This is a genomic window from Pseudomonas sp. AMR01 (assembly GCF_041946035.1).
Taxonomy (GTDB): Bacteria; Pseudomonadota; Gammaproteobacteria; order Pseudomonadales; family Pseudomonadaceae; genus Aquipseudomonas; species Aquipseudomonas antarctica_B.
In genome coordinates, this window is the sequence record NZ_JAUTYR010000002.1 from 113,320 (window position 1) to 137,500 (window position 24,181).

Annotated in this window: 26 protein-coding genes; 19 read left to right on the forward strand and 7 right to left on the reverse strand. The window is 61.3% G+C overall.

Annotation, left to right across the window (positions count from 1 at the left end; translation table 11 throughout):
- Positions 1-377 precede the first annotated feature (377 nt).
- Genes mpl through Q7C20_RS02425 form a run of 3 tightly spaced genes read left to right on the forward strand, consistent with a single transcriptional unit; the run spans position 378 to position 2,630 of the window.
- Complete coding sequence (gene mpl / locus Q7C20_RS02415; protein WP_375065078.1) at positions 378-1,727, forward strand: UDP-N-acetylmuramate:L-alanyl-gamma-D-glutamyl-meso-diaminopimelate ligase; 1,350 nt, start codon at positions 378-380, stop codon at positions 1,725-1,727.
- Positions 1,724-2,353 (forward strand): flavin prenyltransferase UbiX, encoded by a 630-nt coding sequence (gene ubiX, locus Q7C20_RS02420; protein WP_076952653.1) that lies wholly within the window; start codon positions 1,724-1,726, stop codon positions 2,351-2,353. Before mpl ends, ubiX begins: the two co-directional genes overlap by 4 nt.
- Positions 2,346-2,630 carry a YceK/YidQ family lipoprotein gene (locus tag Q7C20_RS02425; protein ID WP_348058582.1) on the forward strand — a complete coding sequence of 95 codons (285 nt, stop codon included), beginning with the start codon at positions 2,346-2,348 and terminating at the stop codon, positions 2,628-2,630. Before ubiX ends, Q7C20_RS02425 begins: the two co-directional genes overlap by 8 nt.
- A gap of 114 nt (positions 2,631-2,744) precedes the next feature.
- Here the strand turns inward: Q7C20_RS02425 and Q7C20_RS02430 are convergent, their stop codons facing one another.
- The 3 genes from Q7C20_RS02430 to Q7C20_RS02440 all read right to left on the reverse strand — a co-directional run bounded on the left by Q7C20_RS02430 (position 2,745) and on the right by Q7C20_RS02440 (position 5,695).
- Positions 2,745-3,386, reverse strand: a complete 642-nt coding sequence (locus tag Q7C20_RS02430) for an oxidoreductase (RefSeq protein WP_375065081.1) — start codon at positions 3,384-3,386, stop codon at positions 2,745-2,747.
- Between the two features lie 29 nt (positions 3,387-3,415).
- Positions 3,416-5,134, reverse strand: a complete 1,719-nt coding sequence (locus tag Q7C20_RS02435) for a C13 family peptidase (RefSeq protein ID WP_348058579.1) — start codon at positions 5,132-5,134, stop codon at positions 3,416-3,418.
- 105 nt (positions 5,135-5,239) lie between these two features.
- Positions 5,240-5,695, reverse strand: a complete 456-nt coding sequence (locus Q7C20_RS02440; protein WP_348058578.1) for a MaoC family dehydratase — start codon at positions 5,693-5,695, stop codon at positions 5,240-5,242.
- A gap of 159 nt (positions 5,696-5,854) precedes the next feature.
- Here Q7C20_RS02440 and Q7C20_RS02445 point away from each other — a divergent pair, with 159 nt between their 5' ends.
- From Q7C20_RS02445 to Q7C20_RS02455, 3 genes are read left to right on the forward strand one after another with little or no spacing between them, the layout of a single operon-like run.
- Positions 5,855-6,208 (forward strand): CidA/LrgA family protein, encoded by a 354-nt coding sequence (locus Q7C20_RS02445; RefSeq protein ID WP_375065084.1) that lies wholly within the window; start codon positions 5,855-5,857, stop codon positions 6,206-6,208.
- Complete coding sequence (locus tag Q7C20_RS02450) at positions 6,205-6,921, forward strand: LrgB family protein (RefSeq protein ID WP_348058575.1); 717 nt, start codon at positions 6,205-6,207, stop codon at positions 6,919-6,921. Before Q7C20_RS02445 ends, Q7C20_RS02450 begins: the two co-directional genes overlap by 4 nt.
- A gap of 21 nt (positions 6,922-6,942) precedes the next feature.
- Positions 6,943-7,536 (forward strand): LON peptidase substrate-binding domain-containing protein, encoded by a 594-nt coding sequence (locus Q7C20_RS02455; protein WP_375065087.1) that lies wholly within the window; start codon positions 6,943-6,945, stop codon positions 7,534-7,536.
- On the opposite strand, the gene Q7C20_RS02460 is transcribed toward Q7C20_RS02455, so the two are convergent.
- Together Q7C20_RS02460 and Q7C20_RS02465 are read right to left on the reverse strand one after the other, a co-directional pair.
- On the reverse strand, positions 7,530-8,846 hold the full coding sequence (locus tag Q7C20_RS02460; RefSeq protein WP_375065088.1) for a bifunctional DedA family/phosphatase PAP2 family protein: 1,317 nt from the start codon (positions 8,844-8,846) through the stop codon (positions 7,530-7,532). The genes Q7C20_RS02455 and Q7C20_RS02460 overlap by 7 nt on opposite strands.
- A 178-nt stretch (positions 8,847-9,024) precedes the next feature.
- Entirely contained in the window at positions 9,025-9,708 is a 684-nt protein-coding gene (locus Q7C20_RS02465; RefSeq protein WP_375065090.1) for a DNA-3-methyladenine glycosylase, read from the reverse strand.
- A 175-nt stretch (positions 9,709-9,883) separates the two neighbouring features.
- Between Q7C20_RS02465 and Q7C20_RS02470 the strand changes: the two genes are divergently transcribed.
- The 13 genes from Q7C20_RS02470 (at position 9,884) to Q7C20_RS02530 (ending at position 22,382) form a co-directional block, all read left to right on the forward strand.
- Positions 9,884-11,149, forward strand: a complete 1,266-nt coding sequence (locus Q7C20_RS02470) for a glutamate-5-semialdehyde dehydrogenase (protein ID WP_375065092.1) — start codon at positions 9,884-9,886, stop codon at positions 11,147-11,149.
- Positions 11,149-11,793 (forward strand): nicotinate-nucleotide adenylyltransferase, encoded by a 645-nt coding sequence (gene nadD / locus Q7C20_RS02475; protein ID WP_078739280.1) that lies wholly within the window; start codon positions 11,149-11,151, stop codon positions 11,791-11,793. The genes Q7C20_RS02470 and nadD overlap by 1 nt, the downstream gene beginning before the upstream one ends.
- A 69-nt stretch (positions 11,794-11,862) precedes the next feature.
- Positions 11,863-12,357, forward strand: a complete 495-nt coding sequence (rsfS, locus tag Q7C20_RS02480) for a ribosome silencing factor (protein ID WP_058412893.1) — start codon at positions 11,863-11,865, stop codon at positions 12,355-12,357.
- 9 nt (positions 12,358-12,366) lie between these two features.
- Complete coding sequence (gene rlmH, locus Q7C20_RS02485) at positions 12,367-12,834, forward strand: 23S rRNA (pseudouridine(1915)-N(3))-methyltransferase RlmH (RefSeq protein ID WP_003176297.1); 468 nt, start codon at positions 12,367-12,369, stop codon at positions 12,832-12,834.
- Between the two features lie 15 nt (positions 12,835-12,849).
- Positions 12,850-14,748: a penicillin-binding protein 2 gene (gene mrdA, locus Q7C20_RS02490; protein ID WP_375065099.1), complete on the forward strand. Its 1,899-nt coding sequence runs from the start codon at positions 12,850-12,852 to the stop codon at positions 14,746-14,748.
- Between the two features lie 31 nt (positions 14,749-14,779).
- A complete protein-coding gene (gene rodA / locus Q7C20_RS02495) occupies positions 14,780-15,883 on the forward strand; it encodes a rod shape-determining protein RodA (protein WP_065911239.1) in 1,104 nt (367 codons plus the stop codon).
- Positions 15,884-15,900: 17 nt separating this feature from the next.
- The gene (gene mltB / locus Q7C20_RS02500) at positions 15,901-16,911 is read left to right on the forward strand and encodes a lytic murein transglycosylase B (RefSeq protein ID WP_375065101.1); all 1,011 of its coding nucleotides are present in this window, start codon (positions 15,901-15,903) and stop codon (positions 16,909-16,911) included.
- On the forward strand, positions 16,911-17,924 hold the full coding sequence (locus Q7C20_RS02505; protein ID WP_375065103.1) for a septal ring lytic transglycosylase RlpA family protein: 1,014 nt from the start codon (positions 16,911-16,913) through the stop codon (positions 17,922-17,924). The genes mltB and Q7C20_RS02505 overlap by 1 nt, the downstream gene beginning before the upstream one ends.
- A 180-nt stretch (positions 17,925-18,104) precedes the next feature.
- Positions 18,105-19,262 carry a D-alanyl-D-alanine carboxypeptidase family protein gene (locus Q7C20_RS02510; protein ID WP_375065105.1) on the forward strand — a complete coding sequence of 386 codons (1,158 nt, stop codon included), beginning with the start codon at positions 18,105-18,107 and terminating at the stop codon, positions 19,260-19,262.
- Between the two features lie 83 nt (positions 19,263-19,345).
- Positions 19,346-19,621: a DUF493 domain-containing protein gene (locus Q7C20_RS02515; protein ID WP_348060013.1), complete on the forward strand. Its 276-nt coding sequence runs from the start codon at positions 19,346-19,348 to the stop codon at positions 19,619-19,621.
- The gene (gene lipB, locus Q7C20_RS02520; RefSeq protein WP_348060011.1) at positions 19,621-20,268 is read left to right on the forward strand and encodes a lipoyl(octanoyl) transferase LipB; all 648 of its coding nucleotides are present in this window, start codon (positions 19,621-19,623) and stop codon (positions 20,266-20,268) included. The genes Q7C20_RS02515 and lipB overlap by 1 nt, the downstream gene beginning before the upstream one ends.
- Positions 20,269-20,294: 26 nt before the next feature.
- The gene (gene lipA, locus Q7C20_RS02525) at positions 20,295-21,296 is read left to right on the forward strand and encodes a lipoyl synthase (RefSeq protein ID WP_375065436.1); all 1,002 of its coding nucleotides are present in this window, start codon (positions 20,295-20,297) and stop codon (positions 21,294-21,296) included.
- Between the two features lie 156 nt (positions 21,297-21,452).
- Complete coding sequence (locus Q7C20_RS02530) at positions 21,453-22,382, forward strand: LD-carboxypeptidase (protein WP_375065109.1); 930 nt, start codon at positions 21,453-21,455, stop codon at positions 22,380-22,382.
- Positions 22,383-22,507: 125 nt separating this feature from the next.
- On the opposite strand, the gene Q7C20_RS02535 is transcribed toward Q7C20_RS02530, so the two are convergent.
- Together Q7C20_RS02535 and arfA are read right to left on the reverse strand one after the other, a co-directional pair.
- The gene (locus tag Q7C20_RS02535; RefSeq protein ID WP_375065111.1) at positions 22,508-23,833 is read right to left on the reverse strand and encodes a lytic murein transglycosylase; all 1,326 of its coding nucleotides are present in this window, start codon (positions 23,831-23,833) and stop codon (positions 22,508-22,510) included.
- 61 nt (positions 23,834-23,894) lie between these two features.
- The gene (arfA, locus tag Q7C20_RS02540; RefSeq protein ID WP_065908951.1) at positions 23,895-24,059 is read right to left on the reverse strand and encodes an alternative ribosome rescue factor ArfA; all 165 of its coding nucleotides are present in this window, start codon (positions 24,057-24,059) and stop codon (positions 23,895-23,897) included.
- Positions 24,060-24,181 lie beyond the last annotated feature (122 nt).

Sequence of the window (24,181 nt, forward strand, 5' to 3'; positions counted from 1 at the left end):
GCGATGACCGCTCAGGTCACCGTAAGGACCAGCCGTTTCAAGGTCTTTGGAAATCTATCTGATAGGGCGAACACTATCCCTGTGGCGAGCGGGCTTGCCCCGCGTTGGGCTGCGAAGCGGCCCCAAAAACAGCGGCCGAGGAGTATCTGACTCAACGCATTCTTCCTTTTTAGGGCTGCTGTGCAACCCAACGCGGGGCAAGCCCGCTCGCCACAGGGTACTTATCGCCTGTTATAGCTGAAGACCTTGAAAGGGCTGACAGTAAGGACGCAGTCGGGCGAAGTGTATGGCCGCACTTCGCACCGCCACTGGCCGCATAAAAGGTGCGATTTCCCCCTCCCTGCGCTAACCTGCCTCGATGTTTTACGAGGTCAACCATGCACATTCATATTCTCGGTATTTGCGGCACCTTCATGGGCTCGATGGCAGTTCTGGCCAAGGAACTGGGTCATCACGTCACTGGCTCCGACGCCAATGTTTACCCGCCCATGAGCACGCAACTGCAAGCCCAGGGCATTGAGTTGACCCAAGGCTACGACCCGTCGCAATTCGACCCGGTCCCGGACCTGGTGGTGATCGGCAACGCCATGTCCCGTGGCAACCCTGCGGTCGAGTACGTACTCAACAAAGGTTTGCCGTATGTTTCCGGCCCGCAGTGGCTGGCCGACCATGTGCTGCAAGGCCGCTGGGTACTGGCCGTGGCCGGCACCCATGGCAAAACCACCACCAGCAGCATGCTGGCCTGGGTGCTGGAACACGCGGGCATGAGCCCGGGCTTCCTCATCGGCGGCGTGCCGCAGAACTTCTCGGTGTCGGCCCGCTTGGGTGAAACACCGTTCTTCGTGATCGAGGCGGATGAATACGACAGCGCTTTCTTCGACAAGCGCTCCAAGTTCGTTCACTACCGCCCACGCACGGCGATCCTGAACAACCTTGAGTTCGATCACGCGGATATCTTCCCCGATCTGCCGGCCATCGAACGCCAGTTCCACCACTTGGTGCGCACCATCCCGAGTGAAGGCCTGGTCATCCACCCAACCACCGAGCCGGCGTTGCAGCGCGTGATCGACATGGGTTGCTGGACCCCGGTGCAAACCACCGGCGAGGGCGGGCAGTGGCAGGTCAATCTGCTGAGCGAAGACGGCTCCCGATTTGAAGTGTTGTTTGAAGGTGAAGCCCAGGGCGTCGTCGAGTGGGACATGACCGGCCAGCACAACGTCGCCAACGCCTTGGTGACCCTGGCGGCCGCGCGGCATGTCGGCGTGGTGCCGTCCATGGGGATCGCTGCGTTGAGTGCGTTCAAAAGCGTGAAGCGCCGCATGGAAAAAGTCGCCGACGTGAATGGGATTACCATCTACGACGACTTTGCCCACCACCCGACGGCAATTGCCACCACGCTGGATGGCCTGCGCAAGCGCGTTGGCGATGCGCCGATCATTGCGATTATCGAGCCGCGTTCCAATTCCATGAAGCTCGGCGCGCACCGTGATGGCTTGCCGGAAAGCGTCAACGATGCCGATCAAGTGGTGTGGTACGCGCCCGCCAGCCTCGGCTGGGACCTGCCGGCGATTGCGGCGCTGTGCACCGTGCCATCAGCCGTGTGCGACTCCATCGAGGGCATCATTCATTTCGTCAAACAAAAGGCCACGCCGGGCACTCACGTGGTGGTCATGAGCAACGGCGGCTTCGGCGGCTTGCATGGCAAACTGGCCGAGGCGTTGAAATGAGCGGCCCGGAACGCGTCACCCTGGCGATGACCGGCGCCTCCGGTGCGCCGTATGGCCTGCGCCTGCTGGACTGCCTGGTGCGCGAAGACCGTGAGGTGCATTTTTTGATCTCCAAGGCCGCGCAACTGGTGATGGCCACCGAGACAGATGTGGCGCTGCCACCCAAGGTGCAGATGATGCAAGCCTTCCTTACCGAATACACCGGTGCGGCGGCGGGGCAGATCAAGGTGTATGGCAAAGAAGACTGGATGTCGCCCGTGGCCTCCGGCTCCGGCGCGCCGGCGGCGATGGTGGTGGTGCCGTGTTCCACCGGCACCTTGTCGGCGATTGCCACAGGCGCCTGCAATAACCTGATCGAGCGGGCGGCGGATGTGACCTTGAAGGAGCGTCGCCAGTTGATTCTGGTGCCGCGCGAGGCGCCGTACTCGAGTATTCACTTGGAGCACATGCTCAAGTTGTCGAACATGGGCGTGACCATTTTGCCGGCATCGCCTGGGTTCTATCACCAGCCGCAGACCATCGATGACCTGGTGGACTTTGTAGTGGCGCGCATTCTCAATCTGCTGAATATCCCTCAAGACATGTTGCCGCGTTGGGGCGAGCACCACTTGAGCAATGATGAATAAGGCGCTGCTGGTGGTGATGGCGCTGCAGCTAGCGGGCTGCGCCACGGCGCGCACGCTGGACGCCGCGCAGCCGGGTGCGCCGGTGGTGTACGCCGGCACGCGTCTGGATTTGTATGCGATTAATGGCGGCTGTTGCGCCAGGGATCGATTCGGTGCCGAAGCGCCGAGTTATCCCCACGTGGATTTGCCCGCCAGCGCGGTGCTCGACACGCTGCTGTTGCCGCTGTCGTTGTTGACGGTGTTGGGGGTTGGGTTTAACGCGACGGGCGGGCTTTAGGTTGATGGTGCCTTCACTGGCCCCATCGCAGGCAAGCCCAGCTCCCACCTTTGGAATGCATTCCCCTGTGGGAGCTGGCTTGCCTGCGATGAGGCCCGCCCAATCACTGCCCATTTATTTGCCCAGCTTACGCAACTCATCCGACTCCACCACCCGCACGCCATCCTGTTCTTCCAGCGCCAGACGCCACATGGCGCGGGCCAGTTCGCAGACTTCAATGCCGTGGTATTTGCCCGGAATCAACCGCGACAGTGGCCCGGCGATTTTCTCGGCCAGGCGCGTTTCCAGGCGTTCCCCCAGCAACACCGAAGGTCGCGCGATGGTCAGCTGCGGCCAGTCCTGGGCCTTTAGCGCCTGTTCCATTTCGCCTTTGATGCGGTTGTAGAAGATCGAGGATTTCGGGTCGGCGCCAATGGCGCTGATCACGATCAGGTGCCGTGCGCCCAGGTCCCGCGCACGCTTGGCGAAGGCGACGACCAGGTCCAGGTCGACCGCGCGAAATGCGTCTTCCGAGCCGGCCTTTTTGATCGTGGTGCCCAGGCAGCAGAAGGCGATATCCACCTGACCGCTCAGTTGAGGCAGAGTCACCGCCGGGTCGCCCACCGGGTTTTCCAAACGCGGATGTTCCGCCAGCGGCTTGCGGCTGGGTGCCAGCACGCGAGTGACGGTAGGTTCGTTGAGCAGGCGGTCGAGCAGGTGTTCGCCGGTGAGGCCAGAGGCGCCGGCGATCAGAATATGTTGAGGTGTCAGGTACATAGTGTTTCCCCCTTGTTACACATTACAGCTTAGTTGCCTTTGGCTTCCTTGCTATTCATAGAGACGCTTTCGAGCGCCTTTCGTGCCTGCTGTTTACGTAATAGTTGCCAATGGGCAATCACGCCTTTGGGCGCCCAGATCTGTGGTTCGGAGGCTTCGAAGTTGTCCGCCTGTTCGCGCTCGGCCACGTGCACTTGTGCCAGCTTGAAGGCTTGTTGCAAGTCGTCGGTCTGGTTGAAGGCCTGGGCAAACAGGGCGTCACCGAAGTAGGTGAAGTCCGCTTCTTCGGAGCAACCGAACGACACGCGGTCGGCACGCGAGGCGGTCATGATCAGGGTGCGGTCATCTTTAAGGGCCGGGATAAACCCGCCGGAATAGCAGGCGGAAATCACGATGACCTTGTCGCGGTTTTTCAGCGGGGCAAGCACGGCCGCGAGTTCGTCGGCCGGCAAGTCGGCAAGCTCCATGCGCGGCTGGTCGAGCACCAGTTCGTGTTCGTGGGTGCCGTGGCTGGTCATGTAGATAAACACCAGGTCTTCAGGCCCTGTGCGTTCAGCCAGGGTTTGCACCGCGCGGCGCAGGCTTTCGCGGGTGGCCAGCGGGCGGTCGGCAATGTGGTCGCGATGGTTGACCAGGCGGATCTGCCCGCGCGCACCGAAACGTGTGGCGAGCAGGTTGCTGACGTAATCGGCTTCGCGCAGGAACACGCTTTGTTTGCCATCACCGGCCAGCACCAGGGAATACAGCTCGACGGCGGGGGTGGACGGTGGCACGGCGGCGAGCGCCGCGTCGAGCAAGTGGCCCTGGGCCAGAATGCCGGTTTCCAGCGGGTCGGGCAGCAGTTTGCCATCCGCGTCACGCACGCGCATGCCATTGACCCACGTGCCGGCCTGCACAGTGCCGTCGGTCAGCACCAGCGTGCCTTTGCCTTGGTAACTGTCGCTGTCGAAGCCGCCGATATAGAAGCTGCCATCGGTGAGGTTCAAGCGGCCGTCGCCGGTGAAGCGCCAGTCGCTGAACTGGCCGACATAGTGGCTGCCGTCGATGCCGATCAACTCTCCCTTGCCGCTGAGCGCGCCTTCCTTGAACTGGCCGATCCACACGTCGCCGTCGGCGTTTTCGTAGCGGCCTTTGCCGTTGAGCTGGTTCTGCTTGAACTGGCCGACGTAGATGTCGCCGTCGGCGCTGTTGAAGGTGCCGTTGCCTTCCAGTTGGCCGTCCACAAAGTGGCCGCTGAACTGGTTGCCGCTGTCGTCATTGCGCTGGCCTTCGCCATTCGGCTTGCCGTGGGCGAACTGGCCCTGATATTGGCTGCCGTCGGCCAACTCCAGGCGACCGAGGCCGGAATACTGGTCGTCCTTGAATTCGCCGCGATAGGTCATTTGCCCCTCTTTGAGGGTGCCTTCGCCGTTGCGTCGGCCATTCTTGAAGCCGCCGACGTAGCTGCTGCCCGCCGTGGTCAGGCTGCCGTGGCCGTCGAACAGGCCTTGCTGGAACTGGCCCTTGTAGACTTCGCCGTTACTGCCATGCCATTCGCCCTGGCCGTGCCACTGGCCTTTGTCGAACTGGCCGGCGTACCAGCTGCCGTTGGGGTAGTCCACACGGCCCTGGCCTTGCAGCAAACCATTGACCACATCACCCCGGTAACGGCCGCCGTCGGGCAGGCGCGCATCGGGCGGCAACAGCGATTCGCCGTCTCCGCAAGCGGTGAGCAACAGGGCAAGGGCAAGGGGAGCGAGTGGGCGCATAGCGGGATCCGGATAATTGAGCGCCGAGTATGCCGCAGCCGCAGGTTTCATACATAAATTTACATACACTGTGGCAAGGTTTATCGCCTCACCACAGGCACGGCCTTACACGAAGCAGAGTGACAACGACTCGGCGATGTAAGCGGGTTTTTCCTGACCTTCGATTTCCAGGGTGGCGGTGGCCTTAAATAGCCATTGGCCAGGTTTTTTCTCGGTGACGTCGGTGAGGGTGACGTTCAGGCGGACCCTGGAATTAACCTTCACCGGCTGGATAAACCGCACGCTGTCCAGGCCGTAGTTGACGGCCATCTTCAGGCCCTCGGGCATGATCAGGATGTCTTCCATCAGCTTGGGCATCAGCGACAGCGACAGGAAGCCGTGGGCAATCGTGCTGCCGAACGGTGTCTGCGCAGCCTTGACCGGGTCGACGTGGATGAACTGATGATCGCCGGTAGCCTCCGCGAACAGGTTGATACGCGCCTGGTCGATGGTGAGCCATTCGGAACGTCCGAGTTCCTTGCCGACGTAATCTTTGAGTTGCGCTACAGGTACATAGGGCATTGCGACTCTCCTTAATTCATCGTTTTTATAGGTGTGCGAAATTCAGGGTAGATCATCATGGGCGCCAGGGCCGGTCAAGCCACCATGCTTTTGGCGAATGCCGGAGCATAGGGCGGGCGTGCTTATAATGCGGGCGTGCGTTGAGGGGGGAGAAAACGGATGTTGTTACGAGGTTTGACTTGGCTGGTGCTGTTTCAATTGATCGGCACCGCGATCAACCATTTGCTGGTGCCGGTGCTGCCGGGGCCGATTATCGGCTTGCTGCTGATGCTGGGTTTTCTGATCTGGCGCGGCGAAGTCGGCGAACCGCTGAATGTGGCCGCCAGCAGTTTATTGCGTTACTTGCCGTTGCTGCTGGTGCCGCCAGCCGTTGGGGTGATGGTGTACGCCAGGGACATCGCCGCTGATTTTTGGGCCATCGTCGGTGCTTTGGTGTTGTCGCTGGTGATTGCGATGGGTGTTGTCGGCGTGCTGATGCAGCAGATGGTCAAGCGCAAGGAAAAGGATCAATGATCGGCGACTGGCAGGGCGCGTGGACGGCCGTGATTCATCATCCCTTGTTCGGCATCGGCATCACCCTCGGCGCTTATCAAATCGTGTTGGCGGCCTTTGAGAAAACCCGCTGGATTTTCCTGCAGCCGGTGCTGGTGTCCATGCTATTGGTGGTCGGCGTGTTGCTCACCTGCGGCCTGACCTACGCCGAGTACCGCAAGAGCACCGAGATCATGGGCATCCTGCTCGGCCCGGCAACCGTGGCCCTGGCAGTGCCGCTGTATTTGAACCTGCGGCGGATTCGCCAATTGTTCTGGCCGATTTTTACTACGCTGGTGGTAGGCGGCGTAACGGCCACTGGCCTGTGTGTGTTGCTGGGCTGGTGGTTCGGCGCCGAACATATGATGCTGATGACCATGGCGCCCAAGTCGGTGACCTCGCCGATTGCCATGCTGGTGGCCGAGCAGATCGGCGGCGTGGCGGCGCTGGCGGCGGTGTTTGTGCTGATCACCGGTGTGGTCGGCGCGATGATCGGCCCGGCGTACCTGTCGCGCCTCGGTGTGCACAGCCCTGAAGCGCGCGGCATGGCCCTGGGCATGACCGCCCATGCGGTCGGCACCTCGGTGGCCTTGCAGGAAAGTGAAGAGTGCGGCGCCTTTGCGGCGCTGGCCATGAGTTTGATGGGTGTGGCCACGGCGGTGTTTTTGCCGCTGGCTGTGTCGGTGATTGTTTAAACCGGTTTTAAGGAAAGCTTTATGAGTCTGGCGCTGTTCCCGCTCAATACCGTGCTGTTCCCTGGCTGCACCCTCGATTTGCAACTGTTCGAGGCGCGCTACCTGGACATGATCAGCCGCTGCATGAAAAAGGGCGAAAGCTTTGGCGTGGTGTGCATCCTCGACGGCAGGGAAGTGGGCATGGCCCCGGACGGCTACGCGCTGGTCGGCTGTGAGGCGTTGATTCGCGACTTCAAACAGCAAGACAACGGCCTGTTGGGGATTCGTGTCGAAGGCGGGCGGCGCTTTCGCGTGCGCGACGCTGAGGCGCAGAAAGACCAACTGCTGGTGGCTGATGTGCAATGGCTGGAAGAACTGCCCGACCAGGCGCTGGAAGAAGAGGACGCCGATTTGCTGGCCTTGCTCCACGCCCTGGCCGAACACCCCATGGTTGCCTCGCTGGACATGGGCACCTACGCCGATGGCCAGCAAGCCTTGGGCAACCAGTTGGCCTACCTGCTGCCGTTCACCGAGGCCGACAAGATCGACCTGCTGCAACTCGATGACCCGCAGCAACGGCTGGACGCTATCCAGATGTTACTCGACGAGTTGCAGGGCGAACTCTTTACTCAATAGGCATAGCGCAGCAGGGCGTGAGGCGTTCCGGTGAGCGCGATAAAGCTCAACACCGCGACCAGCGCCGGTAGCAACAGCCACCAGGTTTTTTGCGACATGGCCGGCAGCGGGCTGCGGTACTGGATGAACGTCAGGCTGAAGGCGCACACCGTCATCGCCAGCAAAGTACCCGCCAGGATGTCGGTGGGCCAATGGGCGCCAAGGTACACCCGTGACAGCGCGATAAACGCGGCGGGGATGCAGCCCATCAGCATCCAGGTCAGGCGTAACCGCGTGGGTTGGCCGCGACCTGCCAGCACCGCAAGCGCCAGGAAAAACGCAAAGGCGCCGGAGGCGTGGCCGCTGGGCATGCTGAAACTGGTCAGTGGGTCTGTCAGGATTTCCGGGCGGCCACGGGCGAAAAACAGCTTGGTCCCCGTGTTGATGACCGCAGCGCCTGCCAGCGTGGCGCCGACAAACACGGCATGCCGCCATTGTCGCGCCAGTAGCAGCAAGCCTGTGAATACGGCGCTGGCGAAGAACATCTTCTTGAATTCGCCCAGTTGCGTGACACGCACCATCACTTCATCCAGCCATGGGCTGCGGTGCTCTTGCACCAGCGCGCTCAGGCCTGTGTCAAAGTTATTCAGTGAGTGATAGCCGATAAACAGTGCGATCAACAGCGTCAGGCTGGCGCAACCGATCCACAAGGTTGCGCGCCGATGGCCGCGCAGGCTGCTGTTCAAACTCAGCCCCAGCAACACCGCCAAACAGGCCGTGACAATGGCCGCTTCCGGCCAAAAACCTTCCGGCAAGGGCAGACGGAACGCAGCACCCGTGGCCCAGCCCGGCAGCAAATACGCCACCGACCAACCCGCCGCCGCCACGATGCTCACCGCCGCGAAGCGAGGGAAGGGCATGTCGCACATCCCGGCCACCATCGGCAGCATGGGCCGCAGCGGACCGATGAAGCGTCCTACCAGCAGGCTGGCGATGCCGTATTTGTGGAAGTAGGTTTCTGCGCCGTTCATCCATTCAGGGTGCTGGCGCAAGCCGGGCAGACGCCGGATGTTCTGGTGGAAATGTCGCCCGAGGAAGTAGGAAACCCCGTCGCCCAACAACCCGCCGAGAAAACCCAACAGCAGCGTTTCGCTAAGAGACAGTGCGCCACTGCCGGCCAGCGCTGCGATTGCAAACAGCAATACCGTGCCGGGCACGATCAGCCCGGCAATCGCCAGGCATTCCACGCACGCGACGATAAACACCGCCACCGCCAGCCATTCAGGGTTTAACGTCAGCCAACCGGTAATGCTATCGAGCCATTGGCTCATACACTCAACTCCCTTTATTCAATACATAGCCTGAGACGCTGGAGATCCATTGTGGGAGCGGGCTTGCTCGCGAATACGGTGTGTCAGTGAAGGATTCTGTAGCTGACACACCGCATTCGCGAGCAAGCCCGCTCCCACATTGGATCCTTTGCGATGCCGGTCTCGGTGCTCAATCAATTCAAGTCAAAAAGTAATCGCGGCCTTCGACCTGGCCCCTGCGCAACGGGTTCCGTGTGCAGTAAGGCGCATAGCCAGCATCCACAAAGCGATACATCAGGTGCTCATCGCGCCCGCTGGGGATGCCCAGGCGAGTGGTCTGGATGATGGACGAAGGCGTCTGGCCCACGTCTTCGACGTAGAGCAACTCCTGATCGAAGCGCTTGGCGTCCCACATCGGTACTTTCAAACCCAATGCCTTGCACAGCAACGTCTGGCCCGCGCAGAGCTTTTGCGCGGCGCGCGGGCTGCCATCGGGGTTGGGGTTGTTCAGCACCATCTGCGCCAGGCTGGCCGGGCCGGACACTTCGTCGACCCATGGGTAGGCCGATTTGATCAGCACCGCATTGCCCGGCCCTTGGGCGCTGAAGTTCAGGGAATCACCGCCACGGGCGTAATACATGTAGATGTGCCCGCCATCCAGAAACAAAGCCTTACGCTTTTCTGTGTAGCCGAGTGAGGCGTGACTGCCTTTTTCGGCCACGTAATAGGCTTCGGTTTCGATAATTCGGGCTGAGAGCCAAGTTTCGCCGACCCGATGACGGATGACTTTGCCGAGCAATTCTCGCGCAAGCAGTTGCGCATCGCGGTCGAAGAAGCAGTCGGGCAGGGCGCTGGCGGGGAGCTTTGGGGCAAAACTGGACATGGCGATCAAAGGTTAATACGGCTAAATGTGACGGAATAATAACAACTCCAACCTTAATTACCGCTGAACCCCCTATTTTTACAGTTCATTTCGACCATCCGCCCCTCACCGCTGTCAGTCGGGCGGCGTCACAGCTATAATCTGCCGCTTTCCTCCCTGCCAAGACTCCCTGACCATGACTGAGTCCGTTCTTGACTACATGACCCGCCTGGGTCGCGCTGCCCGTCAGGCCTCGCGATTGATCGCCCGTGCGAGCACCGCGCAGAAGAACCGTGCCCTGTTGGCTGCCGCCGATGCTCTGGATGCCTCGCGCTCCGAGCTGGCCACGGCCAATGAACTGGACCTGGCCAACGGCCGTGCCAATGGCCTGGAGCCAGCATTGCTGGACCGCCTGGCGCTGACCCCGGCACGTATCGACGACATGATCGAAGGCCTGCGTCAGGTGGCCAAGCTGCCTGACCCCATCGGTGAAATCCGCGACATGCGCTACCTGCCGTCCGGCATTCAAGTCGGCAAGATGCGCGTGCCGTTGGGCGTGATCGGCATCATTTATGAGTCGCGTCCGAACGTGACCATCGACGCTGCGAGCCTGTGCCTCAAGTCCGGCAACGCCACCATCCTGCGTGGCGGCTCCGAAGCCATTAATTCCAACCGCGCGATCGCTGCCTGCATTCAGCAGGGCTTGGCCGTGGCCGAGTTGCCCGCTGAAGTGGTGCAAGTGGTGGAAACCACCGACCGCGCCGCCGTAGGCGCGCTGATCACCATGCCGGAATTTGTCGACGTGATCGTCCCGCGCGGTGGCAAGAGCCTCATCGAACGCGTCAGCCGTGATGCCAAAGTGCCGGTGATCAAACACCTGGACGGCGTTTGCCACGTGTTCATCGACGTGGCTGCCGACATCGACAAGGCGATTCGCATCGCCGACAACGCCAAGACCCACCGCTACGCCCCGTGCAACACCATGGAAACCCTGCTGGTGCACGTCGGCATTGCCGATCGCGTGCTGCCGCCGCTGGCTGCCATTTACCGGGACAAAGGCGTGGAGCTGCGCGGTTGCGAGCGCACCCGTGCGCTGCTGGGCGCAGACGTGATCGAAGCCACTGAAGAAGACTGGTACACCGAGTACACGGCGCCGATCCTGTCGATCCGCATCGTCGACAACCTCGACGCCGCCATAGAACACATCAACAAATACGGCTCCAAGCACACCGACGCCATTGTTTCCGAGCATTTCAGCGATGCACGACGTTTCCTCAATGAAGTGGATTCCGCTTCGGTGATGATCAACGCTTCGACGCGGTTTGCCGATGGCTTCGAGTATGGCCTGGGGGCTGAGATCGGCATTTCCACCGACAAGCTGCATGCACGCGGCCCGGTTGGCCTGGAAGGCCTGACCAGCGAGAAGTACGTGGTGTTCGGCGACGGTCATGTGCGCACTTGATGGCTAAACGCATCGGGCTGCTCGGCGGTACTTTCGACCCCGTGCACATCGGCCATTTGCGCAGTGCCCTGGAAGTCGCGGATGCCCTCGCGCTGGATGAACTGCGCGTGATGCCTAACGCGCGGCCGCCCCATCGCGATACGCCGCAGGTGTCGGCGCAGCAGCGTCTGGAAATGGTGCGCCTGGCGGTAGAAGGCATCGCGCCGTTGGTGGTGGACGACCACGAACTCAAACGTGATAAACCGTCCTACACTGTCGATACCCTGGAAGTGATGCGCGCTGAAATGGCCGCAGACGACCAATTGTTTCTGCTTTTGGGCTGGGACGCATTTTGCGGCCTGCCCTCTTGGCATCGCTGGGAGGAACTCCTCCAGCACTGCCACATCCTGGTTTTGCAACGCCCGGATGCCGACAGCGAACCGCCGGATGCCTTGCGCAACCTGCTGGCCGCGCGGTCGGTAAGTGACCCCTTGGCCCTGACCGGGCCAAACGGGAATATTGCATTCGTCTGGCAGACCCCGCTTGCGGTGTCCGCCACCCAGATCCGTCAACTGCTGGCCAGCGGTAAGTCGGTACGTTTCCTGGTGCCTGACGCGGTCCTGGCCTACATCGATGCGCACGGACTTTACCGTGCGTCGAACTGAAAAGGCGCGCTTGAACGCACGAACACTCGTGCAGCGAGCGCCCGAACATACGAGCAAAACGAGTTTTATATGACGAACAAAGACGTAAGCAAAGTTAAGCGCAAAGGCACCTTCAAGAGCGCTCCGTTGCCGGTAGAAGCCCACGTTGGTCCGGAACTGGCTGGCGAAGAGCTGGTGAAAGTTGCCGTGGCTGCCCTGGAAGACGTTAAGGCCCAGGACATTCAGGTGCTGGACGTACGCGACAAGCAGAGCATCACCGACTTCATGATCATCGCCACCGGTACCTCGAACCGCCAGATCGGCGCGATGCTCGACAAGGTCCGCGAAGCCGTCAAGGCCCAGGGCGTGAAGCCATTGGGTGAAGAAGGCAAGGGCGACAGCGACTGGGTGCTGCTGGACATGGACGACGTGATCGTTCACATGATGACCTCCAACGCCCGTCAGTTCTACGACCTGGAGCGTCTGTGGAAAGGCGCCGAGCAGAGCCGTGCTGCTGATGGCAAGCACCACAACCCGGAAGTGGGCCACGCGCACTTCGACAAGCTCAACAAAGACCAGGAATAAGGAACGGCTGTGCGCCTGCGTCTGATCGCTGTCGGTTCACGCATGCCCAAGTGGGTGGAAGAAGGCTGGCACGAATATGCCAAGCGTCTGCCCGCTGAGCTGTCGCTGGAGCTGGTGGAAATACCGCTCAACACCCGGGGCAAGAATGCCGACGTGGCGCGCTTTATCCGTCAGGAAGGCGAAGCCATGTTGGCCAAGGTCGGCCCCAACGAGCGCATCGTCACCCTGGAAGTGCACGGCAAACCCTGGAGCACCGAGCAGTTGGCGGTGGAGCTGGATCGCTGGCGCCTGGATTCGCGTACGGTCAACTTCATGGTGGGCGGCCCCGAAGGGCTGGCGCCGGAAGTCTGTGCGCGGGCGGACCAGCGCTGGTCGCTGTCGGCGCTGACGCTGCCGCACCCGTTGGTAAGGATTCTGATCGGTGAACAGCTGTATCGCGCCTGGACAGTTCTGTCCGGGCACCCTTACCACAAATAATCTGCGCCCCTCCCGATGACTCAGCCGATCCGCATCAAGGACCACGAGAAAGACGCACGTCTGGTACGCGCTCGGGTCGTGTTTGGCGCGTTTATGGTGGTGGGGTTGATCGCGGTGCTGATTGCGCGCCTGTATTTTTTGCAGGTGATCCAATACGACTATCACTCCACATTGTCGGAAAACAACCGGGTGCATGTGCAGCCGATTCCGCCGACCCGTGGGCTGATTTTCGACCGCAATGGCGTGGTGGTCGCAGATAACCGGCCCAGTTTCAGCCTGAGCATGACCCGCGAACGCTCCGGCGACTGGCAGCAGGTCCTCGATGTGATCGTGGAGGTGCTGCAACTGACGCCGGAAGACCGGGTGATCTTCGAGAAGCGCATGAAGCAGGGGCGCCGGCCGTTCGAGCCGGTGCCCATTCTGTTTGAGCTGAACGAAGAACAAATCGCCCGCATTGCGGTGAACCAGTTCCGCCTGCCCGGTGTGGAAGTGGTGGCGCAGTTGGTGCGGCATTACCCGCAAGGGCCGCACTTTGCCCACTCCGTCGGCTACATGGGGCGCATCAACGAGAAAGAGCTGAAAAGCCTCGATCCGGTGAATTACAGCGGCACCCACCATATCGGCAAAACCGGCATCGAGCGTTTCTACGAGCCCGAGCTGCACGGCCAGGTGGGTTACGAGGAAGTCGAGACCAACGCCCGTGGCCGCGTGCTGCGGGTGCTCAAGCGCACCGACCCGGTGCCGGGCAAGGACATCGTCCTGAGCCTGGACATCAAGTTGCAGGAAGCGGCCGAGATGGCGCTGGGCGGTCGGCGTGGTGCCGTGGTGGCGCTGGACCCGAACACTGGCGAAGTGCTGGCGATGGTCAGCCAGCCGAGCTTCGACCCCAACCTGTTTGTGACCGGCATCAGCTTCAAGGCGTATGCCGAGCTGCGTGATTCCATTGATCGGCCGCTGTTCAACCGCGTGCTGCGCGGTTTGTATCCGCCAGGCTCTACCATCAAGCCGGCGGTGGCGATTGCCGGCCTGGATTCGGGCGTGGTCACCGCATCAAGCCGGGTTTACGATCCCGGCTACTACATGCTGCCCAACTACGATCACAAATACCGTAACTGGAACCGCACCGGTGACGGCTATGTCGATTTGGACACCGCGATCATGCGCTCCAACGACACCTATTTTTACGACCTGGCTCACAAGCTGGGTATTGATCGTCTGTCGGCCTATATGGGCAAGTTCGGCCTCGGTCAGAAAGTCTCCCTGGACATGTTCGAAGAATCCCCTGGCCTGATGCCATCGCGGGAATGGAAACGCGCGACCCGTCGTCAGGCGTGGTTCCCGGGTGAAACCCTGATTCTCGGGATCGGCCAGGGCTACATGCAGGCCACGCCGCTGCAATTGGCCCAGGCCACGGCGCTGGTGGCCAACAAGGGCGTCTGGAACCGTCCGCACCTGGCCAAGACCATCGAAGGCGAAAAGCCGGTGGATGAAAACCCGATCCCCGACATCGTGCTGCGCGACCCGTCCGACTGGACCAAGGTCAACCACGGCATGCAGCAAGTGATGCACGGCGCCCGAGGCACCGCGCGCAAGGCGGCGGTTGGCGCGCAATACCGGATTGCCGGCAAGAGCGGTACCGCCCAAGTGGTGGCCATCAAGCAGGGCGAGAAATATGACCGCTCCAAAGTTCAGGAGCGCCACCGCGACCACGCCTTGTTTGTCGGCTTCGCCCCGGCGGACGCACCGAAAATCGTGGTAGCGGTGATGGTCGAAAACGGCGAGTCCGGCTCCGGCGTCGCGGCGCCTGTGGTGCGCCAGATCATGGACGCCTGGTTGCTGGCCGATGACGGCAGGCTCAAGCCCGAATATGGCGGCCCCCCTTCAAGTACCGAGGTTACGGCCCGTGAAGAGTAATTTTGACCGCATCCTCTCAAGCGAGGATGTGATGCGTCGCCGCGCGACGCTGCTGCAACGCATGCACATTGATGGCCCATTGCTGATCCTGCTGCTGACCCTCGCCGCCGGCAGCCTGTTCGTGCTGTATTCGGCCAGCGGCAAGAACTGGGACTTGCTGATCAAGCAAGCGTCTTCGTTCGGCCTTGGCCTGTTGTCGATGGTGGTGATCGCCCAGCTCGAGCCGCGTTTCATGGCGCGCTGGGTGCCTCTGGGGTACGTGGTCGGGGTGTTGCTGCTGGTGGTGGTGGACGTGATGGGCCACAACGCCATGGGCGCGACGCGCTGGATCAACATTCCGGGGGTGATTCGCTTCCAGCCGTCGGAATTCCTCAAGATCCTGATGCCGGCGACCATTGCCTGGTACCTGTCCAAGCGCACCTTGCCGCCGCAGCTCAAGCACGTGGGAGTCAGCCTGATCCTGATTGGCGTGCCGTTTATCCTGATCGTGCGCCAGCCGGACCTCGGTACCTCGCTGCTGATCCTCGCCGGCGGCGCGTTCGTGCTGTTTATGGGCGGGTTGCGCTGGCGCTGGATCCTCAGCGTGCTGGCCGCCGCGATCCCGGTGGCCGTGGCGATGTGGTTCTTCTTTATGCACGACTACCAGAAACAGCGAATCCTGACGTTCCTCGACCCCGAAAGCGACCCGCTGGGCACCGGCTGGAACATCATTCAGTCCAAGGCGGCGATCGGTTCCGGCGGAGTATTTGGTAAGGGTTGGTTACTGGGCACCCAGTCGCATTTGGACTTTTTGCCCGAGAGCCATACCGACTTCATCATTGCAGTATTGGGCGAAGAGTTCGGCCTGGTGGGCATTTGCGCCCTGTTGTTGATCTATGTGCTGCTGATTGGTCGCGGCCTGGTGATCACCGCGCAGGCGCAAACGCTGTTCGGCAAGTTGCTTGCCGGCAGCCTGACCATGACGTTTTTTGTTTACGTTTTCGTCAACATCGGTATGGTCAGTGGCCTGCTGCCGGTGGTTGGGGTGCCGTTGCCATTCATTAGCTACGGCGGAACTTCGCTGGTGACATTGATGTCAGCGTTTGGGGTTTTGATGTCGATTCATACGCATCGCAAGTGGATCGCACAGGTTTGAATAAGGTGAAGATGTCAATGCAAGTAATGCGCGGCTGGATGACTCGGCATGCGTCCCTGATGGGCCTGATTGGGCTGTTGGGCGCGACGCAAGAGGCGCAGGCCGGTGACTACGATGGCTCGCCTCAGGTCGCCGAATTTGTCGGTGAAATGACCCGCGACTATGGTTTCGCCGGTGAGCAGCTGATGGGTGTATTCCGCGAGGCCCAGCGCAAGCAGGCGATTCTCGACGCCATTTCGCGCCCGGCAGAGCGGGTTAAGCAGTGGAAGGAATATCGCCCGATGTTCCTCACCGACGCCCGCGTGGCTCGGGGTGTGGACTTCTGGCGCCAGCACGAAGCCGCGCTGGCCCGCGCCGAGCAGGAATACGGCGTGCCGGCCCAGGTGATCGTCGCGATCATCGGCATTGAAACCTTTTACGGGCGCAATACCGGCAGTTACCGGGTGATCGACGCCTTGTCGACCCTGGGTTTCGATTACCCGCCGCGCGCCGAATTCTTCCGCAAGGAGCTGCGCGAATTCCTGCTGCTGGCCCGCGAAGAGCAGGTTGATCCCTTGACCCTTAAAGGTTCCTACGCCGGTGCGATGGGCTTGCCGCAGTTCATGCCGAGCAGCTTTCGCGCCTATGCGGTGGATTTTGACGGCGACGGCCACATCAACATCTGGAGCAACCCGGATGACGCCATCGGCAGCGTGGCCAGCTACTTCAAGCGCCATGGCTGGATGGCGGGCGAGCCTGTGGTGATCCGCGCCCAGGTGGCCGGCGACCGCGCCGACGAAGGCCTGACCCAGGGCATCGAGCCCGTCAAGACGGTCGGGGAGTTGCGGGCGCTGGGGTGGTCGAGTCAGAATGCGCCACGCGATGACATGCCGGTGACGGCGTTCCGCCTGGAAGGCGAAAACGGCCCGGAATACTGGATGGGTCTGAAGAATTTTTACGCAATCACGCGTTATAACCGCAGTGTGATGTACGCCATGGCCGTGCATCAGCTGTCAGACATGCTGGTCCAAGCACGGGGCAACAAGTAATGCGGGTATCGCTGTTCAAAAAAACGCTCAAGCTGGTGGCGTTCGCCGCGTTGTCCTTGCTGGTTGTCAGTTGCTCATCCACCACCACGACTACCAGCCGCGCTCCGGCGAAGAAGCCCGGCGGCGCGGTGGTTCGTTCCCAGCCGGGCCTGGACATCAACCGCGCGCACAAAGACGGCGCGCCGTGGTGGGACGTCGACGTCTCGAAAATCCCGGACGCCACGCCAACCCTGCACTCCGGCCCATACAAGGCCAACCCGTATACCGTGCTGGGCAAAAACTACTTCCCGCTGCAGGATTCCAAGACCTACGTGCAATCAGGCACAGCGTCCTGGTACGGCACCAAGTTTCATGGCCAGAACACCGCCAACGGCGAAGTGTATGACCTGTATGGCATGAGTGCCGCGCACAAGACCTTGCCGCTGCCCAGCTATGTTCGTGTGACCAACCTGGACAACAACCGCACCGTTATTCTGCGGGTCAACGACCGTGGGCCGTTCTATTCGGACCGCATAATCGACTTGTCCTACGCCGCCGCGAAGAAACTCGGTTACGCCGAGATCGGTACCGCCCGCGTGAAAGTGGAAGGCATCGACCCGGCGCAGTACTGGGCCCAGCGTGGCAAACCTGCGCCGTTGATGCTCAACGAGCCGCAAACCCAGCAGCCGCAAGTGAACGCGTCGGCCGGCAAAATCGAACAATGGACACCGCCACCGGCGCAGCACGCTCCCGACACCGTCGTGGTGCCGCGTGCAGCGCCTGGCGCCTCCACCGTGGGCGGGCAATACCTGCAAGTGGGCGCTTTCGCCAACCCGGATGCGGCAGAACTGTTAAGGTCCAAACTCAGCGGCATGGTCAAGGCGCCGGTTTTTATCAGCTCCATCGTGCGTAACCAGCAAACGCTGCACCGCGTGCGCATGGGCCCGATCGGTTCGCCCGGTGAAGTGGCGCAAGTACAGAACAGCGTGCGTTCGGCCAACCTGGGGCAACCCAGCGTGGTCACCGCCGAATAAGAAAGGGATTGATGGTTCAGGCTCGCGTGCGGGCTTGGGCTTTGGTTGTTGGCTCGTTGAACAATAAAACCCAGGGGCAAGGGGTGAGCGGGCAACCGAACACGCGACAGTCTGGCAACGGTCTGTCTGAATAAGTTTTGCCCGCGAGGGCAAGTTTCCATAAGTAATTTCGAGAGACGGATGAACATCACCACCTTAGCCAAACGCACGTGCCTGCTTCTTTCGCTGATCATCACCCCGGCCGCCTGGGCGGTTGAAATGGTGCCGGCTTCCCCGCAACTGGCCGCCAAGGCCTGGGTTCTCATGGATGCCGCCAGCGGCAACGTGCTGGTCGAGAACAATGGTGACCAGCGCCTGCCTCCCGCCAGCTTGACCAAGCTGATGACGGCGTACATCGCGACCCTGGAAATCCGTCGCGGCCAGATCGGCGAAAACGATCCGGTAACCGTCAGCGAAAACGCCTGGCGCACCGGCGGTTCGCGGATGTTCATCAAGGTCGGTTCGCAGGTGACGGTGAGTGACCTGTTGCACGGCATCATCATCCAGTCGGGTAACGACGCCAGCGTGGCCCTGTCCGAGCACATCGCCGGCAGCGAAGACGCGTTCGCCGACATGATGAACAAAACCGTGGCCGACCTGGGCATGACCAACAGCCACTTCATGAACCCGACTGGTCTGCCGAACCCTGAGCACTATTCGTCGGCTCACGACATGGCGATCCTGGCCCGCGCGATCATTCGCGTTGACCCGGTGCACTACGCGATCTACTCCCAGAAGGAATTCTTCTGGAACAACATCAAGCAGCCTAACCGCAACCTCCTGCTGTGGCGCGACAAGACCGTCGACGGTCTGAAAACCGGCCACACCGAAGAGGCCGGCTACTGCATGGTGTCGTCTGCTGTACGTGATGGTCAGCGTTTGATTGCCGTTGTGTTCGGTACCAACAGCGAGCAGGCCCGTGCGGCCGAGACGCAAAAGCTGCTGACCTATGGTTTCCGCTTCTTCGAAACCCAGACCTTCTATCAGAAGGGCACGGAGCTGGCGACTGCACCGGTTTGGAAGGGCGCTACCTCCCAGGTCAAAGCCGGCCTGGCGGATGACCTGACCCTGACCATGCCTAAAGGCCAGCTGAAAAAGCTCGCTGCCAGCATGACCATGAACCCGCAATTGGTTGCTCCAATCGCCAAGGGTGATGTGATCGGTAAAGTCGAAGTCAAACTGGACGACAAGGTGGTGCACAGCGCCGACCTGATCGCGCTGGACGCCGTCGATGAAGGTGGTATCTTCCGCCGCGTGTGGGATAGCATCCGTCTATTCTTCTACGGCTTGTTCAACTGACACTGTGCACCTGCAAAGCCCCGCGTTGATCCGACGCGGGGCTTTGTCGTCGCCAAGGCTTACGCTTACGAGGCCGTTACGCCATGACCGATAAAGAAGTAAAGGCGCCAAAAATCGAATTCCCGGTGACCGATTATCCCATCAAGGTGATCAGCGACACCGGCGTAGGTCGTAAGGATGCGATCATCGAGATCGTGCGTAAACACGCGACGATCAACGATAACCGCGTGGATGAGCGCTCCAGCGCCACCGGCAAATACACCACCATCCAGTTGCACATCGTTGCGATCGGTCAAGACCAGCTCTACGACATCAACAGCGAACTGCGGGCCACCGGCTTCGTGCACATGGTGCTGTGATGTCTCAGGTTCTGGGCTTTCGCGAGCTCGGCCACATGGCCTACGAGCCCGTCTGGCACGCCATGCAGCGCTTCACCAACGAGCGCGGCACTTCGGCCCCTGATGAGATCTGGCTGGTGGAACACCCGCCGGTGTTCACCCAGGGCCAGGCAGGCAAGGCCGAGCATCTGTTGCTGCCGGGGGATATTCCGGTGGTGCAGGTCGACCGAGGTGGCCAAGTGACTTACCATGGCCCAGGTCAACTGGTGGCGTATTTGCTGCTGGACGTGCGCAAGCTGGGTTTCGGCGTGCGCGACCTGGTCAGCCGCATGGAGGCTTGCCTGATCGAGCTGTTGGCCAGTTACGGTGTTACCGCCGCGGCCAAGCCCGATGCACCCGGTGTATACGTGGACGGCGCGAAAATCGCCTCCCTGGGGTTGCGCATTCGCCACGGCTGTTCCTTTCATGGCCTGGCCCTGAACGTGGACATGGACCTGGCGCCGTTTCGGCGGATCAACCCGTGCGGTTATGCGGGGTTGGCAATGACCCAACTGAGCGACCACGCCACACCGATTAAATTTGCCGAGGTAAGTGCCCGGCTGCGTGCGCAGCTCGTCAAACACCTCGACTATGCTGAGCAGACGACCCTCACGGGCGGAATCGACTGATTATGACTACTGATGCAGTGCAAACCATGATCCCGACGCTGGATGTCACCGAGCGTCCGGCCCCGGCCCCGCGTGCCAAGGTGGAAGCCGGCGTCAAGCTGCGCGGCGCCGAGAAGGTTGCACGCATCCCGGTGAAGATCATTCCGACCACCGAATTGCCGAAAAAGCCTGACTGGATACGCGTGCGCATCCCGGTCTCGCCGGAAGTCGACCGTATCAAGGCCCTGCTGCGCAAACACAAGCTGCACAGTGTGTGCGAAGAAGCCTCCTGCCCGAACCTGGGCGAGTGCTTCTCCGGTGGCACCGCCACCTTCATGATCATGGGTGACATCTGCACCCGTCGTTGCCCGTTCTGCGACGTTGGCCACGGCCGACCGAAGCCATTGGACGTCAACGAGCCGGAAAGCCTGGCCATCGCCATCGCCGACCTGAAACTCAAATACGTGGTGATCACCTCGGTTGACCGCGACGACCTGCGCGACGGCGGTGCCCAGCACTTTGCCGACTGCATCCGCGAGATCCGCAAGCTGTCGCCTAACGTGATGCTTGAAACCCTCGTGCCGGACTACCGTGGCCGTATGGACGTGGCGCTGGAAATCACCGCTGCCGAGCCGCCGGATGTGTTCAACCACAATCTGGAAACCGTGCCGCGCCTGTACAAGGCTGCGCGTCCGGGTTCGGACTACCAGTGGTCGCTGACCCTGCTGCAGAAATTCAAGCAGATGATGCCGCACATTCCGACCAAATCCGGCTTGATGCTGGGCTTGGGCGAGACCGACGAAGAAGTCATCGAAGTCATGCAGCGCATGCGCGAACACGACATCGACATGCTGACCCTTGGCCAGTACCTGCAACCGTCCCGCAGCCACTTGCCGGTGCAGCGTTTTGTGCACCCGGACGTGTTCGCCTGGTTCGCCGAGGAAGGTTACAAAATGGGCTTCAAGAACGTGGCCTCCGGCCCGCTGGTACGTTCCTCCTACCACGCCGACGAGCAGGCCAAGCTGGTCAAGGCTAGCCTGGTTTCGTAAATACGCCGCTGCCCAAGTGTGGAAGCAGGCTGGTGTGGGAGGGGGCTTGCTCCCGATGGCGGTGTGTCAGTCACTAGAAGTGCAGGCTGACCCACCGCAATCGGGAGCAAGCCCCCTCCCACATTTGGTTCTGTGTTACAGATAGGGAGAACATGGATGACGACTCAATTTGCAGCAGCCGTGCCTGCCCTTCGTGCTGAAGGCACCATCGGCCTCATCGCCCCCGCCGGCCCTGCCGCGCTGGACGTTGAAAAAGCCGGGCAATGGATGCGCGCCCGTGGCTACGAATTGCGAATCTTCCCCGGCGTCTACGAGCGCGACGGCTACCTTGCCGGCAGCGATGACGTGCGCCTGCGTGATCTCCATGCCGCCTTCGCCGACCCTGAAATCGACGCCATCTTTTGCCTGCGCGGCGGCTACGGCACGCCACGCTTGCTTGATCGTCTGGACTTCGACCTGTTGCGCGCCAATCCCAAGCCCCTCGTGGGTTATAGCGACATCACCGCGCTGCACCTGGCGATCAGTCGTTATGCCGGTTTCGTAACCTTCCATGGGCCGATGCTCAACGCCGACCTGCTTGGCGACAAACAGCCGCCCACCGAGTCCTCGCTGTTAAGCATGCTGCGCGGTGACCTCGTCGCCGGTAGCGTGTTGGCGCACCCGGTGGCCTACCCGTTGACCACCATCGAGCCTGGCATCGCCTGTGGGCGTTTGTTGGGGGGCAATCTCTCAATGATTGCCGCAGTGATGGGCACGGCGTATGAGATTGACGCTGAAGGCATCATCCTGTTGATCGAAGACGTCAACGAGCCAATCTACCGCATTGACCGCTTGCTGACTCACCTGCGCCTGGCGGGCAAGTTGGCCCAGGTGGCGGGCGTGCTGGTGGGGGATGTTGCGGGGGTGGATCAGGTCGCGCTGGAGCGGCTGTTCAAACAAACCTTTGAACCGTTGCGCATTCCGGTGTTGTCCGGCTGGCGCAGTGGGCATTGTGACCCGAACCTCACGTTGCCGATGGGCGCGCTGGTGCGGCTGGATGCGGGGGAGCAGCGGGTGGTGTTGGAGCAGGATGTAGTCTTTAAATAGATGTTGCCTGTGAAGCCGCCTTCGCGAGCAAGCCCGCTCCCACATTTAACCGAGTACATCCTTTGGAATGCGATCAAATGTGAGAGCGGGCTTGCTCGCGAAGGCGGTAGCCGCCATAAGCGGATCTATCGATTCTGCAACGACTCCAGCAGCTTAACCGTCGGATACCCATCCGCCGGCCAGCCCAGCGATTGCTGCGCCGCACGAATCGCCTTACGCGTATTCGCTCCGATAATCCCATCCGGGTTACCCGCGTCATAGCCCTTGGCAGTGAGCGCTGTTTGCAGGTCCATGCGCTGCGAACGACTCAGCGGCAGTTCATCCTTTGGCCAATTGCCACGGATTACCCCACCCCCGCCAAACCGTTCAGACAGCAGGCCAACGGCCAGTGCGTAGGACGACGAATTGTTGTACTTGAGAATCGCGCGGAAGTTATCCAGCACCAGGAACGCCGGGCCACGGTAACCGGCCGGCAGCAGCAGGGCGGCAGACAGCTGGTCGACATTCGCCGGCATGCTCGCGCCAGGCGGCAGTTGGATCCCCAGCCTCAGCCACTCGGCAACGGTTTTGCGGGTGCCGCCGTCGGCCAGGGCGTAATCGAAATTCGCCGGCAGTTGCTGCACTTCAAAACCCCACGGTTGGCCTTTCTGCCAGCCGGAGCTTTGCAGGTAGTGCGCCGTGGAGGCGAGGGCGTCGGCCGGGCTGTTCCAGATGTCACGGCGACCGTCGCCATCAAAGTCGACGGCGTGGGTGTTGTAGGTGGTCGGGATAAATTGGGTCTGGCCCATGGCACCGGCCCAGGAGCCTTTCATCTGATCGGCCTGGATGTCGCCATGCTGGATGATTTGCAGCGCAGCCAGCAGTTGCGCTTGGGCGAATGCCGGGCGCCGTCCTTCGTAGGCCAGGGTCGCCAGCGAGCGGATCACCGAGTTATTACCTTGGAACTGGCCAAAGTTGCTTTCCATGCCCCACACCGAGACCAGCGCCTGGCGATCAACGCCATAGCGTTGCTCGATGCTTTGCAGGATGTCGGCATATTTGACGAGCAGGGCCTGGCCATTACGCACGCGCACCGGCGACAGGGCGCCGTCGAGGTATTCCCACACTGGGCGGGAAAACTCCGGCTGGCTGCGGTCGGCGCGAATCACCGCCATGTCGGGGGTGACGTTGGCAAAGGCGTTATCGAAGACGGCGGCAGTAATACCAGCCTTCAGGGCGTCCACACGGAAGCCCGCCTGCCATTCGGCAAAGGTCTGGGTCGGTTGGATATCAAGGTTGTCCACCGCCAGGGGCGCGACCACAGCAGGCGCGACGGCCGGTACGGTCTGCAGTTTTGGCAGGGGTTGCGCGTCGGCGGCGGTAGGTTTCTCCGCGCAGGCGACAAGCAGAATGAGGCTGGAGGCAGCGATCAATTGGCGAAGGTGCCAACGACGGGAAAGACTAGAGGGCATGCACAGGTCCAGGGATTACAAATCAGATGCAGACCTTATCATGCCGGAGGGGCGCTTGCCTTCAGGCAGCCAGAAAGTAAGAAGCCTCCCAGCTATTAGACTGGAAGGCTTCGCGGCGGTAGCTGCCTTTGCCCTTGCCGGCGCGTTCCTGACGGCTGCGGAACAGTGGCTGGGCGATGATGGATTTGGCTTTGTTAGGGCCATGCCTGGATGGCTTTTTGCTCATGATGGTTACTCTCGGTAGGTGGGGGTGGAGCGGTGCAAATCATCTGCCGAAGTGGTGCGGCTGTAAAGCCCGGCGATGTGTAGGCACTTTCACCAAATCAAGTGGGCGCGCATAAGACTGTG